The following is a 15,240-nucleotide window of genomic DNA, read 5'->3' as shown; positions in this document are numbered from 1 at the left end:
CACCTGACCGGGTGACGTCGGGAACAGGACCGGCTGGTTGGGACTTGCACCCGTTCGTGCCCCGAGGAACGCTCTCCCGCCCGGCCGCCTTCTGGTCGGTCGCCGTCCTGCTGATCCTGATGCTCGCGGCCTCGGGTGTCCCCTCCCCGCTCTACCGGGTCTACGCCGAGGAGTTCGGCTTCGGCTCGGGCACGCTGACCGTCGTCTTCGGCGTCTACGCCTTCGCGCTGCTGCTCTCCCTGCTGGTGGTGGGGGGCCTCTCGGACCACGTCGGACGGCGGCCGGTGCTCGCCGTCGCGCTGCTGGTCGAGGCGGTGTCGATGGTGCTGTTCTGGGCCGCCGACGGCGTGGGGTGGCTGCTGGTCGCCCGCATCGTGCAGGGCTTCGCCACCGGGGCGCTGACCGCCGCGTTCGGCGCCGCCCTGCTGGACACCCAGCGCGCGGACCGGCCGCTGGGCCCGCTGGTCAACTCCGCGGGCCCCGGACTGGGCCTCTCCCTCGGCGCGGTGGGCGCCGGCCTGGCCGTGCAGTTCGTGCCGGCCCCCACCGACTGGGTGTTCGGGGTGCTCACCGTGCTCTGCCTGGCCGCCGCGGCGTGGGTGCTGCTGCTGCCCGAGACCTCGCCCCGGCGGCCGGGGCTGGCGGCCTCCCTGGTGCCGAGCGTGCACGTGCCCGCGCCGCAGCGGCGGGCGTTCCTGCTGGTGCTGCCGTGCCTGATCGCCACCTGGTCGCTGGGTGGGCTCTACGCCTCCCTCAGCCCGTCGCTGGCCGCCACCGTCTTCGGGGTCACCGACCACGTCACCGGCGCGCTGCCGATCCTCGCGCTCAACGGCACCGGGGTGATCGGGTCGCTGACCATGCGGTCGCTGGCCCCCACCCGGGGGATGACCGTGGGGGCCCTGGTCTTCGCCACCGGCGTCGCCGGCACGATCGCCGCCCTGTGGACCGGGTCGCTGGCCCTCTTCTTCGCAGCCGCGGTGGTCTCCGGGTTCGGCTTCGGCGGCGCCTTCCTCGGGGCGATGGCCACGGTGACCGCCGGCGTCGACCCGGGCCAGCGGGCGGCGCTGATCTCGGCGGTCTTCACCGTCAGCTACCTGGCGTTCAGCCTGCCGGCGATCGCCGCCGGGACCGCCGCGAACTCCGTGGGCCTGGAGGCCACCGCCGAGGTCTACGGCGCGGTGGTCATCGTCCTCGCGCTGACCGCGGTCGCCGGGCTCGCGCTGCACCGCCGTCGGCCCGCGATCACGCCGGCACCGGTGGGGCAGCCGCGGCTGGAACCGGTCCACGACAGATGACGGTTGTCCCGGCCGGCGCCCGTCCGTAACTTCCGGCGCGTGCCTGCCACGACCGCGATCAGCCTCGGATCGGTGAACGTCGAGGCCGCCTCACCGCGGGCGCTGGCGGGCTTCTGGGCGGAGCTGCTCGGCGGCACCGTGGTCGGCGACCACGAGGGCCGGGTGTTCGTGTCCGCCCGGGAGCCCGACGGTTTCGCCATGTTCTTCCAGCCGCGCTCCGGCCCCCGGCCCGAGCGGCCGGGGCAGCACCTCGACCTCACCGTGCCGTGGGGGTGCCGCGAGGAGGAGGTCACCCGGGCGGTCGCGCTGGGCGCCACCCACCAGTGGGACGTGCTCGACGAGGTGCCCTGGGTGCAGTGGTCGACGCTCACCGATCCGGAGGGCAACCTGTTCTGCCTCGCCGAGCACCCGCCGTCCCGCCTGACGACGCCGGACTGACCTCCCTCAGCACGGTTTCCCGCGCACAAGCGCGGGTGCTTCTCCGCGCACAACCGCGCGTGCTTTCCCGCGCACAACCGCGCGTGCTTCTCCGCGCACAAGCGCGGGGGCTTCTCCGCGCACAAGCGCGCGTGCTTCTCCGCGCACAAGCGCGGGGGCTTTCCCGCGGACAAGCGCGGGTCTCGCCGCGTCAGCCGGCTCCGGCGCGGCCGACGGCGGCGCAGAACCGGTCGTGGTCGGCGCGAGCCTCCCCCAGCGGCTCGAGCACCTCCGCGTCGGCCACCTCGGCCACCCGGTCGAGCAGCCGACGACGGGCCTGCCGGCCCCGCCGCCTCGCCCCGGCGCGGACCAGCGGCCGGGCCACCAGGGCGAGCAGCAGCCCCGCCACCAGCCCACCGGCCAGCAGCAGCGTGGGCAGCGGGATGCCCTCGACCCGGGGCAGCGGCACGACGTCGTCCAGCTGCAGCAGCCCCAGCCCGACGAGGCCGAGCAGCCACAGCGCCCCGGCCAGCGCGACCAGCGCGAGCACCCACTGGAGCCCGCCGACGGCCCGCTGCCACAGCGGGGTGCGCTGCGGCCCCAGATCGGTGCCGGCCACGGCCCGGTCCAGCCGGTCGGCCAGCCGCTCCTGGGACAGCTCCGCGGTGCGCCGCAGCTCGTCGCGCCACGCCTGCGGCAGCCCGTGGCCGGCCTCGTCGCGGGCTCGGCGCAGCGCCGCGCCGAGCGCCGCCTGCTGCACCGCACCGGCCGGTGGCAGCGACGTGCGGGCGGCCTCGGAGCCCAGGTGCAGCCGGCGCAGCGGGTCGCTGCGGAGCTTCGACGTCCAGCGCAGCACCGGCCACCCGGTGTGCTCGGCGCCGCGGCGGCGGGCCGACTGCTCCACCGCCGTGGCCACCGCGGGCACCCCGGCGGCATCGGCCAGCGCTTCGACCAGCCCCTCCCGCTCGCTCCGGTCCCGGCTGCGGTCGGGGCCGGCGTCGGGCGCGCAGTGCGCGGCGAGCCCGGCGGCGGCGCCCCGGGCGTCGGCGGCCAGCCGGTCGGTCGCGGCCCGGCGGGCGCCGACCCGGCGGGCCAGCTCGGCCCGGAGCTCAGGCAGCCCGGCGCCGGTGCGGGCCGCGGTGGCCAGCAGCGGCGTGCCGGCCAGCCCCTCGGCGTCCAGCAGGCCGCGCAGGTCGGCCAGGCAGGCGCGGGCGGCGGCCTCGTCGAGCCGGTCGACCTGGTTGAGGACGACGACGAGCACCCCGGCGTGCCCGGCCAACGGCGCCAGGTAGCGGGAGTGGACGGCGGCGTCGGCGTACTTCTGCGGGTCGAGCACCCAGACCAGCACGTCGACCAGCTGCACCAGCCGGTCGACCTCCAGCCGGTGCTCCACCCGCACGCTGTCGTGGTCGGGCAGGTCGAGCAGCACCAGCCCGTCCAGTGCGGGGTCACCCTGGTCGACGCGGTGCCGGCGGGGCACCTCCAGCCAGTCGAGCAGCCGGTCGGCGCCGTCGGCACCCCAGACGCTGGCGTGCGCGATGCCGGTGGTCGGCCGCCGCACGCCCGGGGTGCTGACCTCGCTGCCGCTCAGCGCGTTGAACAGCGTGGACTTGCCGCTGCCGGTGGCCCCGGCCAGCGCGACGACGGTGGCGTCGCCGAGCGCCTCCCGCGCCCCGGCCTTGGCCAGCAGCGACCGGGCGGCGCCGACCTCGGGCACCTCCAGCCGGCCCTCGGCGACCTCGACGGCCTCGCGCAGCGCGCCCAACCGGTCGGCGAGCGAGGTCTCCCGCCGCCTCACGCGGCTGCCCCGCGGGCGGTCGCCAGCGCGGCGACGGCGGCGCGCAGCCGCTCGGCGGCCCCGGCCGCGGGGGCGGCGTCGGCCAGCAGCTCGTCGAAGCGGGCCTGCTCCTCGCGCAGCAGCACGTCGGCGCGTGCGTCGAGGTCGGCCCGCGCGCGGGCGGCGAGCTCCCGGACGGCGGCGTCGCCGAACACCGCCTCCAGCACCCGCTGGCCCAGCGCGGTGGTGCCCCCGGCGACGACCACCTCGGCGCCGGAGAGCCCGGCGGTGGAGGCGAAGACCGCGACCATCACCACCGCGCCGGCGCCGTTCACCCCCCAGGACAGCAGCCGGGCCCGGGAGCGCTTGCCGGCGCCCTCCGTCCGCACCAGCTCCAGCACGGTGCCCTGCCAGTCGCGGACGGCGTCGGCCGCCGCACCGGTGAAGCGCGGGGAGACGCCCTCCAGCTCGGCCTCCCGTCCGGCGAGCAGATCCGGCCCACCGGGCAGCGACCGCCAGCTGGTGACCGTGCGCTCGGCGGCGGCGTCGGCCTCCGCGCGGAGCAGCAGCTCCACGCCTGACTCCAGCGCGCCCTGCAGCGAGTCGGCGGGGTTGGGCCGGCCGGTCAGCGACGCGGTGAGCCGGTCGCGCAGCCGGCCGACCTGCCCCTGCAGCGAACGCATCCACTCCCCGGTGCCGACGAACTCCTGCCAGCGGGAGAGCACCTCCCCGCGCAGCAGGCTGCCGTTGCCCACGCCCTCGTCGACCGCGGCCCGAGCCCGGGCGTAGCTGGCGTCGGCGGCGGTTCCCAGCGCCTCCGCGGCGGTGGCCTGCTCGACCACCCCCGCCTGCACGTGGGCGACCCGCTCGTCGAGGCTGGCCAGCGCGCCGGCGAGGGTCTGCCGGACGACGGCGGCCCGCTGCTCGGCGTCGGCGGCCAGGCCGTGCAGCCAGGCGCGCAGCGGACCGACCTGGTCCTCGGGCAGGAGCCCGTCGGTCAGCGGCCGCTCCTCCACGACGAACAGCCGGGCGGCGCCCAGCCCGCCGCGCTCGAGCATCCCGGCGAGGTCCCCGGCGACCTCGCCGGTCGCCTCCGGGGGCACCCGGTCCAGGACGACGGCCAGCGCGGTGCCCCGTTCCTGGGCGGTGCGCAGCAGGTCCCAGGGGACGGCGTCGGCGTAGCGGGCCGCCGTGGTCACGAACACCCAGAGGTCGGCGGCGGCGAGCAGCTGCCCGGCCAGGTCGCGGTTGGCCTCCACCACCGAGTCGACGTCGGGGGCGTCGACCAGCGCCAGCCCGGCCGGCAGCCCGTCGTGGGTGACCAGCTGCAGCCCGCCCGGCCCAGCCGCACCGCCGGTGGTGCGGGCGAGCCCGGGCAGCACCCGGTCGCCGGCGAAGGCCGCCCGGTCGGCGGGGGCGCAGACCAGCACGGGCGCCCGGGTGGTGGGGCGCAGCACGCCGGGGGCGGTGACGTGCGCCCGCAGCAGGCTGTTGACCAGGGTCGACTTCCCGGCGCCGGTGGAGCCGCCGACGACGGTGAGCAGCGGGGCGTCCAGGTCGCGCAGCCGGGGCAGCAGGTAGTCGTCGACCTGGTGCACGACGTCGGCGGCGGTGCGGGCCGCGGCGTCCCGCCCGGGGGTGGCCAGCCCGAGCGGCGCGGCGGCGACCTCGTCGCGCAGTGCCTGCAGCGCATCGGTCAGCGGGGGGCTCGTCACCGGCGGTATCTAGCCCGCGGGAGCACCGGTCACTCCTCCGCCTCCTGCACCGTGCGGGACAGCAGGCAGAACTCGTTGCCCTCCGAGTCGGCCAGCACGGTCCAGCTCACGTCGTCGTCCTGGCCCACGTCGACCCGCCGGGCACCCAGGGTCAGCAACCGGTCCAGCTCTTCGGCGGTGCTCGACTCGTCGGCCCGCAGGTCCAGGTGCAGCCGGTTCTTGACGGTCTTGGCCTCCGGCACGGGGCAGACGTCGATCTGCCCCCCGTCGCCACCGATGCTGATCACGCCGTCGTCCTCCTCCACGACCGACCAGCCGAGCACCACGCACCAGAAGTCGGCGATGAGGCGGGGCTGCACGGCGTCGATGGCGAGGACGGCGATGCGGCTGGTCATGCCGGGATCCTGCCGTGCGAAACAGATCGGCGTCCGGCCGGCTTGCACCCGGCATGACGACGATCGCGATCATCGGTGCCGGCCGCGGGCTCGGCGCGGCCGTGGCCCGCAGGTTCGGTGCGGAGGGCTTCGCCGTGGCGCTGCTCTCCCGCTCCCAGCCCAAGCTGGACGCACTGGCCGAGGAGCTGGCCGCAGACGGCGTCCAGGCCCGGGGCTTCGCCGCCGACGTCCGGGACCCGGCTTCGCTGGCCCGCGCGCTGGAGCAGGCCACCGAGACGCTCGGCCCGATCGAGGTGCTGCAGTACAGCCCGCTGCCGCAGAAGGACTTCATGCGACCGGTGCTGGAGACCACGCCCGCCGACCTGGTCGGCCCGGTCGAGTTCTCCATCTACGGGCCGGTCGCCGCGGTGCACCAGGTGCTGCCCGGCATGCGGTTCCTCGGCGGGAACCGCGGCACGATCCTCTTCGTCAACGGCGGCTCGGCGGTCACCCCCGGGCGCACCGTCACCGGGACGTCGGTGGCGTTCGCCGGCCAGGCCGCCTACGCCCAACTGCTGCACGAGGCCCTCGGCGAGGAGGGCATCCAGGTCTCGCAGCTGGTGATCCCGGGCAAGATCGAGCCGGGCAGCCCGGACAAGGACCCGGCCGTGCTCGCCGACCTGCTGTGGGACCTGCACACCCGCCGCGACCGGTTCCGCCACCACATCGGCGTCAACTGAGCTCCGCGGGGCTCGGTCAGCCGGGGGTGCACCGAGCTCGCAGCTCCGGCACGCCCGGGCCGGTCAGCTCGTCGCAGCAGGTCACCCGGCCGGCCATCGCCATGGTCAGCGCCAGGGTGGTGCCGGTGACCAGCGGCCCGTCGCCGGCGGTGAACGGGCCGTCGGTGGCCTGCAGGCGCAGCCCCCGGGCCGCCGTCCGGCTGTCCACCGCGAAGTCGCGGGCGGCGTAGAACCGCGCCACCGCGGTGACCACCGGCACCGGCGGAGCGCCGGGCAGGCCGAGCGGGCGGCGGATGTCCTGGGCGTGCACGACCACCTCGCCGAGCCAGGCGGCGGTGTGCCCGGTCGGCGCCGTGGTGCTGGGGACGGCCGCCCGGAAGCGCGCCAGGCTGGCGGCGGGGTCCGCGCCCCGCTGCTCGGCCAGCCGGCGCTCGTTGTGCACGTCGGCATCGAACCGGGCGGCGAGCATGCTGGTCAGCCAGCGGCCGCGGCCGGTGCTGGCCGCCGCCGTCAGGTGGGCGAGCACCTGCTCGACGTTCCAGCGCCCGCACAACGAGGGCCGTGCCCACTCCTCCGCGGTCAGGCCGGCCAGGTCGTCCGCCAGCGCGGCGCGCTCGGCGTGGACGGCTGCCCACAGGTCGTCAGTGGTGAGGGTGGGGTCGGGCACGGGGGTCCTCCCGGTCGCATCGGTCGCTGCCGGAAGGGAGACCGCACCGGCCCGCCGAAGTCATCGGTCTCGTCGGAGACCGGAGGAGCGACCTGGCCGCAGGCCCCGTCGACCCCGGTGGTCGAGCCGCGATGTCAGGCTCTGTCGGTGCTCAGCGTCCTGATCGGTCCGCCCGCCGCTGGCAAGTCCACGGCCGGTGCACTGCTCGCAGACATCACCGATCGCCCCTTCGTGGACGCCGACGAGCACGCCGCCCCCTCCTACGCACGTGTCGGCTGGAGCGTCCAGCGATTGCGCCGGCGCGCCGCGGAGGTCGGCTTCCACGCCGCCCACCGCGAGTGGGAGGTCGCCCTGGTCGCCGCCGTCGTCGACCTGGTGACCACCCACCGTCGCGCGGTGCTCGCGCTGGGCGCCGGGCACACCCACATCGAGGACCCGGCGCTGTTCGCCGAGGTCGCCGAGGCCTTGGCGCCGGTCCCCCAGGTGGTGCTGCTGCGCCCGGCGCCTGACGCCGAGAGGTCCTGGCAGGTGTTGCGCTCCCGCTGCCTGCTCGACAAGGGTCACGACTGGCAGGCCGACGGGGTGGACTGGCTGGCGCGCTGGCTGGGGGACGGCCGCGACGAGCACCTGGCCACCGACGTGGTGCACACCGAGTCCGATGCACCAGACGTCACCGCGCGCCGCATCGCCGCCCTCCCCACCCGACGCAGCCGGCTCTGACACGAACGCGCTGCCATCGGCCTACAAGCTGACACGGCAGGACCTCGGATGGGCACCCCCGGGCAACCTGACGCGCACCTCAACGCCGGCACCGGTGGGCAGCAGCTGGGGAGGTGATCAGTGCGTGCGTGGGCTTCTGTGCGTACGCCTCCCACCCGCTGACCGGCCCGGCGGGCACGGGCACGTCGAACGGCCCGGGTCGGCGGTCCTCCCGGCCGGTCAGCAGCAGTTGCGCGTCGCGCTGCAGTGGGGCGTCCCACCAGCTGGTGCGCTCGTCGGCCAGCACGTCGGCGAGCAGCGGGCGCACCGGTCGCGCGGCCGCCAGGACGTCGGCACGGACGGCGGCCGGTCGACGACCGCCGCTCCAGGGGTTCAGCTCGCACAGGGCAGTGCTGGCCAGCGTGCACGCCGTGGCGGGGTCGGCCAGCTGGTCTGTGCCCAGGTCGTTGCGGGCAGCCAGCACGAGGAACGCACCGGCCAACGGGGCATGCAGGAACTCGTCGACGCGGTGCTCCAGGGTGGACACGGCGCCAGTCTGGATGATCGGAGGAGACCATCGGTGCCGGTCGACCGGCGCCCGCACGGAGGGCGGCAGCGTCCGGGGGTGGCTGGAACTGATCACCGACCGGGGTCCACGGCAGTACCACCAGGTCGGCGGGTACACCCCGCGGCGAGCCGTCCCCGGTCTCCAGCGCGACGGACGCCGGACCTGGGACGGCGTCCGTCGGGAGGGTGACGTCGAGCCGGTCGCTGAAGCGCTCACCACGACCCGTCAGCGTCCCGAGCGTCGTCGCCGTCCCGTCCTGCACGAGGACGGCGGACGCCACGGCCGGGCGCTCCTCCAGTCCCCGGCCGGTGTCGTGGCACCCCTCGCGCAGCCACTCCACCGAGACGACGACCGGCTCGCCGGCCCGGGCCTGCGCGGGGTGGACCGAGAGCTCCGGGCCGACGCACGACCCACCGCTCCCGACGCCCGCACCGCCGCCGCCGGCGACCAGGACGAGCCCGGCCACGGCCGGCAGGGGTTCCCGCACGCCCGAGACCTTGTCCCGACCGGTCCCTGCGGTCCAGAGAACGGGCATTCCCGTGACCCCATCGCGATCCGGTCAGAGCCCGGCGAGCACCCCGAGGACGTCGGCCGGGGTGGCGGCGACGGCGGCCGCACCGGCCGTCTCCAGCTCGCCGGGTGGTGCGGGGCCCCAGCCGGCGCCGATGCAGGGCAGCCCGTGCACCCGGGCACCGAGCACGTCGTGCGACCGGTCGCCGATCAGCACCGGCCGCTCGCCGTCCGGGTGCGCGGCGAGGGCGGCGGCGACGACCTGCTCCTTGTGCCGGACCCGCCCGTCCAGCGTCGCGCCGTGCACGCTCGCGAACCGCGGCAGCAGGCCGGTGTGCTCCAGGATCCGGACGGCGAACGGCTCGGGCTTGCTGGTGGCCACCGCCAGCCGGGCACCGCCGTCGGTCAGCTCGGCCAGCAGCTCGGCGATGCCCGGGTAGACGGGTGCGTCGAGGATCGCGCCGGCCGTGTAGTGCGCCCGGTAGGCGGCCACCGCCCGGTCGACGTCGTCCCCGCCGATGCCGAAGGCCGCGGCGAACCCCTCCCAGAGCGGCGGCCCGACCATCGAGCGCAGCTGCGCCTCCGTCGGCGCGGGCAGCCCCAGCTCGGCGGCGGCCACCCGGATCGACGCCCAGATGCCCGGCGTGGAGTCGACCAGCGTGCCGTCCAGGTCGAAGAGCACCAACCTCACCGCAGCCACTCGAGCGCCTCCTCCACCGTCGCCACCGTCTCGACGCCCGGCGGCAGCGGCGGACGGCGGACCAGGACCACCGGGATGCCGAGCTCTCGCGCGGCGACCAGCTTGGCCTCGGTGAGGTGCCCGCCGGAGTCCTTGGTGACGACGACGTCGACCGCGTGCTCGCGCATCAGCGCCAGCTCGTCGGCGACGCTGAACGGCCCGCGGTCCAGCAGCAGCGTCGCGCCGGCGGGCAGCGGCTCGTCGGGCGGGTCCACCGAGCGGACCAGCACCCGCCCGGGCAGGCCGGCGAACACCCCCACGCCCTGCCGGCCGGTGGTGAGGAAGACGCTGCGGTACCCGGCCACCGCCTCGGCGGCCTGGGTCGACGTGTCGACAAATCGCCATGTGTCCCCCGGGCCCGGCGTCCACCCGGGGCGCTGCAGGCGCAGCAGCGGGGTGCCCTGCCGGGTCGCCGCGGCCGCGGCGTTGGCGGTGATCCGCGCGGCGAAGGGGTGGGTGGCGTCCACCACCGCGCGCGGCCGGTGCTCGGCCAGCCACGCGGCCAGCCCGTCGGCGCCACCGAACCCGCCGATCCGCACCGGCCCCTCGGGCAGCACCGGGTCGGCGACCCGCCCGGCCAGGCTGCTCAGGACGTCGACCCCTTGGGCGAGCAGCGCGGCGGCCAGCCGCCGCGCCTCGCCGGTGCCGCCCAGCACCAGCACCTGACCGGTCACCCGTGCACCATGTGCCCGTGAGCAGGGACGGTGCCAGCGGGCTGCGGCACGGCTGGACGACGGGCGCCTGCGCGACCGCGGCCACCACCGCCGCCTACACCGCGCTGCTCACCGGTGAGTTCCCCGACCCGGTCGAGATCTCCCTGCCGAACGACCGGCACCCCTCCTTCGCGCTGGCTCGCGAGGAGCTGGCACCGGACGCCGCCTGGGCCGCGGTGGTCAAGGACGCCGGCGACGACCCCGACGTCACCCACGGTGCGCTGGTCTCGGCGCGGGTCAGCCACGGCGAGCCGGGCAGCGGGGTGCTCTTCCGCGCCGGGGAGGGCGTGGGCACGGTGACCAAGCCCGGGCTGCCACTGGCGGTGGGCGAGCCGGCGATCAACCCGATGCCCCGGCAGTTCATCCGCGAGCACGTGGCCGCGGTGGCGCGGGACCACGGGGGCACCGGCGACGTCGTCGTCGAGGTCTCGATCGAGAACGGCGCGGAGCTGGCGCGGAGGACGTGGAACCCGCGGCTGGGGATCCTCGGCGGGCTGTCGGTGCTGGGCACCACCGGCGTCGTCGTCCCCTACTCGTGCTCGTCGTGGATCGACTCGATCCGCCGCGGCATCGACGTCGCCCGCGCCGCCGGGCGGGAGCACGTGGCCGGCTGCACCGGGTCGACCAGCGAGCGGGTCGCGCAGGAGCTGTACGGCCTGCCGGACGACGCGCTGCTGGACATGGGCGACTTCGCCGGGGCGGTGCTGAAGTACCTGCGCCGCCACCCGGTGCCCCGGCTGACCGTGGCCGGCGGCATCGGCAAGCTCGCCAAGCTGGCCGAGGGGCACCTCGACCTGCACTCGGCCCGCTCGCAGGTGTCGTTCACCGCGCTGGCCCAGCTCGTGGCCGACGCCGGGGCCGCGCCGGAGCTGGTCGAGGGCGTGCGCGCGGCGAACACCGCGCTGGACGCGCTCCGGCAGTGCCAGGCCGCCGGGCTGCCGCTGGGCGACCTGGTCGCCGCCGGCGCCCGCCGGACGGCGGAGGGCGTGCTGCTCGGCGCCCCGGTGCAGGTCGACGTCGTGGTGATCGACCGCGCCGGCACGGTGGTGGGGCGCGCCTAGCTGCGGCATCTCGTCGTCGAGTAGAGGTGGCTGTCGGGGAACTCGCCGGCGGCCAGCACCCGGCCGACGATCACCACGGCGGTGCGCCGCACCCCGGCGTCGGTGACCTGCTGCGCGATGTCGGCGAGCGTGCCGCGCAGGGTGAGCTCGTCGTCCCGGCTGGCCTTCGCCACCACCGCGACCGGGCAGTCGGCGCCGTAGTGGGCGGCCAGCTCGGGGGCGAGCTCGTCGATGCGCTGCACGGCCAGGTGCAGCACCAGCGTGGCGCCGGTCGCGGCGTAGGCGGCCAGCTCCTCCCCCGGCGGCATCGGCGTCGAGCGCGCCGACGTCCGGGTGAGGACGACGGTCTGCGCCACGCCCGGCACGGTCAGCTCCCGCTTCAGGCTGGCCGCCGCCGCCGCGAACGCCGGCACGCCCGGGACGACGTCGTAGGGCACCCCGGCGGCGTCCAGCCGGCGCATCTGCTCGGCCATCGCGCTGTACACCGACGGGTCGCCGGAGTGCAGCCGGGCGACGTCGAGCCCCGCCTCGTGCGCCGCGACCAGCTCGGCGGTGATCTCGTCGAGGTCCAGGTCGGCGGTGTCGACCAGCCGGGCGCCCGCGGGGGCGGTGTCCAGCAGCTCCCGCGGCACCAGCGCGCCCGCGTACAGGCAGACCGGGGCCGACGCGATGAGCCGGGCCGCCCGCACGGTGACCAGGTCGGCCGCGCCCGGCCCTGCGCCGATGAAGTGCACCGTCATCGCTTCGCCCCTCCCCCGCCGCGCTTTCTCGCGAGAAAGCGCGCGTGGTTGATCGCGAGAAAGCGCGCGTGGTTGATCGCGAGAAAGCGCGTCATCGGGTCACGCTCCAGATCGTCACGGGGAGGGCGGGGCGGAGGGTGGTGAAGCTCCCGACCGGGGCGGCGTGGGCCACCGACAGCCGGGTCAGCTCCCCACCGACCCGGGCCCGCCACTGGGCCACCAGCGCCTCGCTCTCCAGGGTCACCGCGTTCACCACCAGCCGGCCGCCCGGTCGCAGCGCGGTCCAGCAGGTGTCCAGCACGCCGGGCACGGTGGCCCCGCCGCCGACGAAGACGGCATCGGGGTCCGGCAGCCCGGCCAGCGCCTCCGGTGCCCGGCCGCGCACCACCTGCAGGCCGGGGACACCGAGCCGCGCCGCGTTCTGCCCGACGCGGTCGGCCCGGGCGGGCTCGGCCTCCACGGCGACGGCCCGGCAGGTCGGGTGCACGCGCATCCACTCGATGCCGATCGACCCGGCGCCGGCCCCGACGTCCCACAGCAGCTGGCCGGGCAGCGGGGCCAGCCGCGCCAGCGTGACCGCCCGGACGTCGCGCTTGGTCAGCTGCCCGTCGGACTTGTAGGCGTCGTCGGGCAGGCCCGGCACGGTCGGCAGCGGCACGGTCCCCGGGTCGGCGGCCACCTCGACGGCGGTGAGCACCAGCGGGTCGGTCTCCGGGTGCGCCCACCCGGCGGCGGTGCCGGTGAACCGCCGCTCGGCGGGGCCGCCGAGCTGGGCGAGGGCCGTGAGCCGGCTGGCGCCGTACCCCGCCCCGGCGAGCAGGACGGCGAGGTCCGCCGGTGTCCGGGTGTCCGAGCCCAGCACCAGCAGCCGCCGTCCGGGAGTCGCGTGCGGGAGGACCGACGAGACCGGGCGGCCGACGACGGTCACGACGGTGGTCTCCTCCACCGCCCAGCCCAGCCGGGCGCAGGCCAGGGTCACCGACGACGGGTGCGGCACCACGTCGACGACGTCGGCGCCGAACAGCCGGACCAGCGAGGTGCCGACGCCGGAGAGCATCGGGTCACCGCTGGCCAGCACGACGACGCGGCGCTCCGGGTGTGCGCGCGGCAGCTCGGCCAGCGCGGGCGTCATCGGCGAGGGCCAGGGCACCCGGTCCGCCTCGACCGCCGGCGGGACGAGGTCGAGCTGGCGCGCACTGCCGCGCAGGACCTGGGCGCCCGCGATCGCGCGCTGCGCGGCCGGGGAGAGGCCGTCCCAGCCGTCCGCGCCGATCCCGACCACGGTGACGGTCCAGCTCACAGGGCCTCCTCACCCGCCCCGCCTTCCACGCTCTTCGCGCGCTTCCCCCGTGCTGCAGTGCGTGGAAAGGGTGCGAAGAGCGTGGAAGGCGCGGTTCGGAGCCGTCCGGCGACGGTCGTCACGCGGGGAGCTCGCCCTCCGGGCCGGCGGCCTCGGCCAGCAGCCGTTCGCGCAGCTCCTCGGGCAGCAGGTCGACGTAGACGGTGCCGTTGAGGTGGTCGACCTCGTGCTGCAGGCAGCGGGCGGCCATCCCGGTGGCCTCGATCGAGGTCGGGTCGCCGTGCACGTCGACGCCGTCCACCCGGGCCCGGAAGGCGCGCGGCAGCTCGGCGTACGGGCCGGGCACCGACAGGCACCCCTCCTCGGTTGTCTCCGTCGCCGGTTCCTCGTCGACCGGCGGCAGGATCGTCAGCTCCGGGTTGACCACGTAGCCCACGACGTCCTCGCCGTGGGCGTCCGGGCAGTCGATGACGAACACCCGCGCGTCGACCCCGATCTGGTTGGCCGCCAGCCCCACCCCGTCGGCGGCCTGCATGCTGGCGAACATGTCCAGCACCAGGTGCCGCAGCGCGCGGTCGAACACGGTGACCGGGGCACAGGGGCGGTGCAGCACGGGGTTGCTGCCGTAGGTGACGATCGGCCGGGCGACGCCGTCGTAACGGCCGGGCACGCGCATGACCGTCGATCCTAGGGAATGCCCCGGTTCCCTACAGTGGCCGCGATGTCCCGCCCCTCAGCCCTCCGCCGCGCGACCGCCGCGGGGCTGGCGCTGGGCGCCGCGGCCGACCTGCTGCTCGCCGACCCGCGCCGCTTCCACCCCGTCGCCGGCTTCGGCCGCGCGGCAGGCGCGCTGGAGCACCGCATCTGGCGCGACGGCCGGGGCACGGGAGCGGCGTACACCGCCGCGTGCGTCGGGACGGCGACCGCGCTGGGCGCCGCCCTGGCCCGGAGCACCGCCGCCTCCCCGGCCGCCCGGACGGCGGTGACCGCGCTGGCCACCTGGGCGGTGCTCGGCGGCACCTCGCTGGACCGGGCCGCGGCCACGATGGCGCAGCACCTCGACGCCGGCGACCTGGCGGCGGCGCGCGGGCACCTGCCCACCCTGGCCGGCCGCGACCCGGCCGCGCTGGGCGAGGCGGAGCTGGTCCGGGCCACGGTGGAGTCGGTCGCGGAGAACACCTCCGACGCCGCCGTCGCGCCGCTGTTCTGGGGCGCGGTGGCCGGGCTGCCGGGGCTGCTCGGCTACCGCGCGGCCAACACCCTGGACGCGATGGTCGGGTACCGCTCGGCCCGGTACGAGCGCTTCGGCTGGGCGTCGGCCCGGCTGGACGACGTCCTCAACTGGGTGCCGGCCCGGCTCACCGCCGCGCTCACGGTGGCCGCCGCGCCGGTCGCCGGCGGGTCGGCCACCGGCGCGTGGCGGTCCTGGCGGCGGGACGGCGCGGCCCACCCCAGCCCGAACGCCGGGCGCTGCGAGGCCGCGCTGGCCGGGGCCCTGGGCCTCCGGCTGGGCGGGCGCAACGTGTACGGCAGCCGGGCCGAGGAGCGGCCTCCCCTCGGCGACGGTCAGCCGCCGGTGCGCGCGGACATCCGCCGCGCCGCCCGGCTCTCCCGCGCGGTGTGGACCACCGCGGCCACCCTGGCCGCGATCAGCCGGGTCCGGCGGGGGCCGCGCGCCTGACGCGGCTGCGCCGGGTGCCGGGGCAGCACACCCCGCGGCTCCGGCGGCACCGGGAAGCCGGCCGGGTCGACGCGCGGGTGGCTGGCCGGCGGGTCGGCGGGCCCGAGCCCGCCGCGCAGCGTGACCAGCAGGGTGTGCCCGGCCAGCACACCCAGCGCCAGGAACAGGACGATCAGGACGGTCAGTCCGCCAGCAGGGCTCATGGGCTGACAGTGGCACCGTCCGGGCTGGTGCAAAGCGGTCC

The 15,240-nt window shown here is 76.9% G+C and carries 17 protein-coding genes; 6 read left to right on the top strand and 11 right to left on the bottom strand.

Annotation, left to right across the window (positions count from 1 at the left end; genetic code table 11):
- Window positions 1-56 precede the first annotated feature (56 nt).
- Both ACI79Y_RS06650 and ACI79Y_RS06645 read left to right on the top strand, forming a co-directional pair.
- Entirely contained in the window at window positions 57-1,295 is a 1,239-nt protein-coding gene (locus tag ACI79Y_RS06650) for an MFS transporter (protein WP_457157714.1), read from the top strand.
- Between the two features lie 39 nt (window positions 1,296-1,334).
- On the top strand, window positions 1,335-1,733 hold the full coding sequence (locus tag ACI79Y_RS06645) for a VOC family protein (RefSeq protein ID WP_457157713.1): 399 nt from the start codon (window positions 1,335-1,337) through the stop codon (window positions 1,731-1,733).
- A 190-nt stretch (window positions 1,734-1,923) separates the two neighbouring features.
- Here ACI79Y_RS06645 and ACI79Y_RS06640 read toward each other — a convergent pair whose 3' ends face one another.
- Genes ACI79Y_RS06640 through ACI79Y_RS06630 form a run of 3 tightly spaced genes read right to left on the bottom strand, consistent with a single transcriptional unit; the run spans window position 1,924 to window position 5,599 of the window.
- Entirely contained in the window at window positions 1,924-3,510 is a 1,587-nt protein-coding gene (locus ACI79Y_RS06640; RefSeq protein ID WP_457157712.1) for a GTPase, read from the bottom strand.
- Window positions 3,507-5,204 carry an ABC transporter gene (locus tag ACI79Y_RS06635; protein WP_457157711.1) on the bottom strand — a complete coding sequence of 566 codons (1,698 nt, stop codon included), beginning with the start codon at window positions 5,202-5,204 and terminating at the stop codon, window positions 3,507-3,509. Before ACI79Y_RS06635 ends, ACI79Y_RS06640 begins: the two co-directional genes overlap by 4 nt.
- A gap of 29 nt (window positions 5,205-5,233) precedes the next feature.
- The gene (locus tag ACI79Y_RS06630; protein WP_457157710.1) at window positions 5,234-5,599 is read right to left on the bottom strand and encodes a VOC family protein; all 366 of its coding nucleotides are present in this window, start codon (window positions 5,597-5,599) and stop codon (window positions 5,234-5,236) included.
- A gap of 53 nt (window positions 5,600-5,652) precedes the next feature.
- Here ACI79Y_RS06630 and ACI79Y_RS06625 point away from each other — a divergent pair, with 53 nt between their 5' ends.
- The gene (locus ACI79Y_RS06625) at window positions 5,653-6,318 is read left to right on the top strand and encodes an SDR family NAD(P)-dependent oxidoreductase (RefSeq protein ID WP_457157709.1); all 666 of its coding nucleotides are present in this window, start codon (window positions 5,653-5,655) and stop codon (window positions 6,316-6,318) included.
- Between the two features lie 16 nt (window positions 6,319-6,334).
- Here ACI79Y_RS06625 and ACI79Y_RS06620 read toward each other — a convergent pair whose 3' ends face one another.
- Window positions 6,335-6,985 (bottom strand): maleylpyruvate isomerase family mycothiol-dependent enzyme, encoded by a 651-nt coding sequence (locus ACI79Y_RS06620; protein ID WP_457157708.1) that lies wholly within the window; start codon window positions 6,983-6,985, stop codon window positions 6,335-6,337.
- A gap of 147 nt (window positions 6,986-7,132) precedes the next feature.
- Between ACI79Y_RS06620 and ACI79Y_RS06615 the strand changes: the two genes are divergently transcribed.
- Window positions 7,133-7,705, top strand: a complete 573-nt coding sequence (locus ACI79Y_RS06615) for a shikimate kinase (protein ID WP_457157707.1) — start codon at window positions 7,133-7,135, stop codon at window positions 7,703-7,705.
- A gap of 79 nt (window positions 7,706-7,784) precedes the next feature.
- On the opposite strand, the gene ACI79Y_RS06610 is transcribed toward ACI79Y_RS06615, so the two are convergent.
- The 3 genes from ACI79Y_RS06610 to ACI79Y_RS06600 all read right to left on the bottom strand — a co-directional run bounded on the left by ACI79Y_RS06610 (window position 7,785) and on the right by ACI79Y_RS06600 (window position 10,175).
- Complete coding sequence (locus tag ACI79Y_RS06610; protein ID WP_457157706.1) at window positions 7,785-8,231, bottom strand: hypothetical protein; 447 nt, start codon at window positions 8,229-8,231, stop codon at window positions 7,785-7,787.
- Between the two features lie 580 nt (window positions 8,232-8,811).
- Window positions 8,812-9,462, bottom strand: a complete 651-nt coding sequence (locus tag ACI79Y_RS06605; RefSeq protein ID WP_457157705.1) for an HAD hydrolase-like protein — start codon at window positions 9,460-9,462, stop codon at window positions 8,812-8,814.
- Window positions 9,450-10,175, bottom strand: a complete 726-nt coding sequence (locus tag ACI79Y_RS06600) for a cobalt-precorrin-6A reductase (RefSeq protein WP_457157704.1) — start codon at window positions 10,173-10,175, stop codon at window positions 9,450-9,452. The genes ACI79Y_RS06605 and ACI79Y_RS06600 overlap by 13 nt, the downstream gene beginning before the upstream one ends.
- Before the next feature lie 17 nt (window positions 10,176-10,192).
- Between ACI79Y_RS06600 and ACI79Y_RS06595 the strand changes: the two genes are divergently transcribed.
- Window positions 10,193-11,275 (top strand): cobalt-precorrin-5B (C(1))-methyltransferase, encoded by a 1,083-nt coding sequence (locus tag ACI79Y_RS06595; RefSeq protein ID WP_457157703.1) that lies wholly within the window; start codon window positions 10,193-10,195, stop codon window positions 11,273-11,275.
- On the opposite strand, the gene cobM is transcribed toward ACI79Y_RS06595, so the two are convergent.
- The 3 genes from cobM to def form a co-directional block, all read right to left on the bottom strand.
- Window positions 11,272-12,015 (bottom strand): precorrin-4 C(11)-methyltransferase, encoded by a 744-nt coding sequence (gene cobM, locus ACI79Y_RS06590; RefSeq protein ID WP_457157702.1) that lies wholly within the window; start codon window positions 12,013-12,015, stop codon window positions 11,272-11,274. The genes ACI79Y_RS06595 and cobM overlap by 4 nt on opposite strands.
- A 91-nt stretch (window positions 12,016-12,106) precedes the next feature.
- On the bottom strand, window positions 12,107-13,315 hold the full coding sequence (cbiE, locus tag ACI79Y_RS06585) for a precorrin-6y C5,15-methyltransferase (decarboxylating) subunit CbiE (RefSeq protein ID WP_457157701.1): 1,209 nt from the start codon (window positions 13,313-13,315) through the stop codon (window positions 12,107-12,109).
- A gap of 118 nt (window positions 13,316-13,433) precedes the next feature.
- Window positions 13,434-13,991 carry a peptide deformylase gene (gene def, locus ACI79Y_RS06580; protein ID WP_457157700.1) on the bottom strand — a complete coding sequence of 186 codons (558 nt, stop codon included), beginning with the start codon at window positions 13,989-13,991 and terminating at the stop codon, window positions 13,434-13,436.
- Window positions 13,992-14,036: 45 nt separating this feature from the next.
- On the opposite strand from def, the gene ACI79Y_RS06575 reads away from it, so the two are divergent.
- On the top strand, window positions 14,037-14,996 hold the full coding sequence (locus ACI79Y_RS06575; RefSeq protein ID WP_457157699.1) for a cobalamin biosynthesis protein: 960 nt from the start codon (window positions 14,037-14,039) through the stop codon (window positions 14,994-14,996).
- On the opposite strand, the gene ACI79Y_RS06570 is transcribed toward ACI79Y_RS06575, so the two are convergent.
- On the bottom strand, window positions 14,882-15,199 hold the full coding sequence (locus ACI79Y_RS06570) for a hypothetical protein (RefSeq protein WP_457157698.1): 318 nt from the start codon (window positions 15,197-15,199) through the stop codon (window positions 14,882-14,884). The two genes, ACI79Y_RS06575 and ACI79Y_RS06570, sit on opposite strands and share 115 nt — an antisense overlap.
- Window positions 15,200-15,240: the final 41 nt, after the last annotated feature.

It is taken from the genome of Modestobacter sp. SYSU DS0875, from assembly GCF_054050915.1.
The sequence above is the reverse complement of the archived record's forward strand: the minus strand, read 5'-3'. Positions and strand labels throughout refer to the sequence as shown.

Excerpts from the sequence above, each read along its gene's own strand:
- ACI79Y_RS06630 (WP_457157710.1), bottom strand. The coding sequence starts at position 5,599 with ATGACCAGCCGCATCGCCGTCCTCGCCATCGACGCCGTGCAGCCCCGC.
- ACI79Y_RS06625 (WP_457157709.1), top strand. The coding sequence starts at position 5,653 with ATGACGACGATCGCGATCATCGGTGCCGGCCGCGGGCTCGGCGCGGCC.
- cobM (WP_457157702.1), bottom strand. The coding sequence starts at position 12,015 with ATGACGGTGCACTTCATCGGCGCAGGGCCGGGCGCGGCCGACCTGGTC.
- def (WP_457157700.1), bottom strand. The coding sequence starts at position 13,991 with ATGCGCGTGCCCGGCCGTTACGACGGCGTCGCCCGGCCGATCGTCACC.
- ACI79Y_RS06575 (WP_457157699.1), top strand. The coding sequence starts at position 14,037 with ATGTCCCGCCCCTCAGCCCTCCGCCGCGCGACCGCCGCGGGGCTGGCG.
- ACI79Y_RS06570 (WP_457157698.1), bottom strand. The coding sequence starts at position 15,199 with ATGAGCCCTGCTGGCGGACTGACCGTCCTGATCGTCCTGTTCCTGGCG.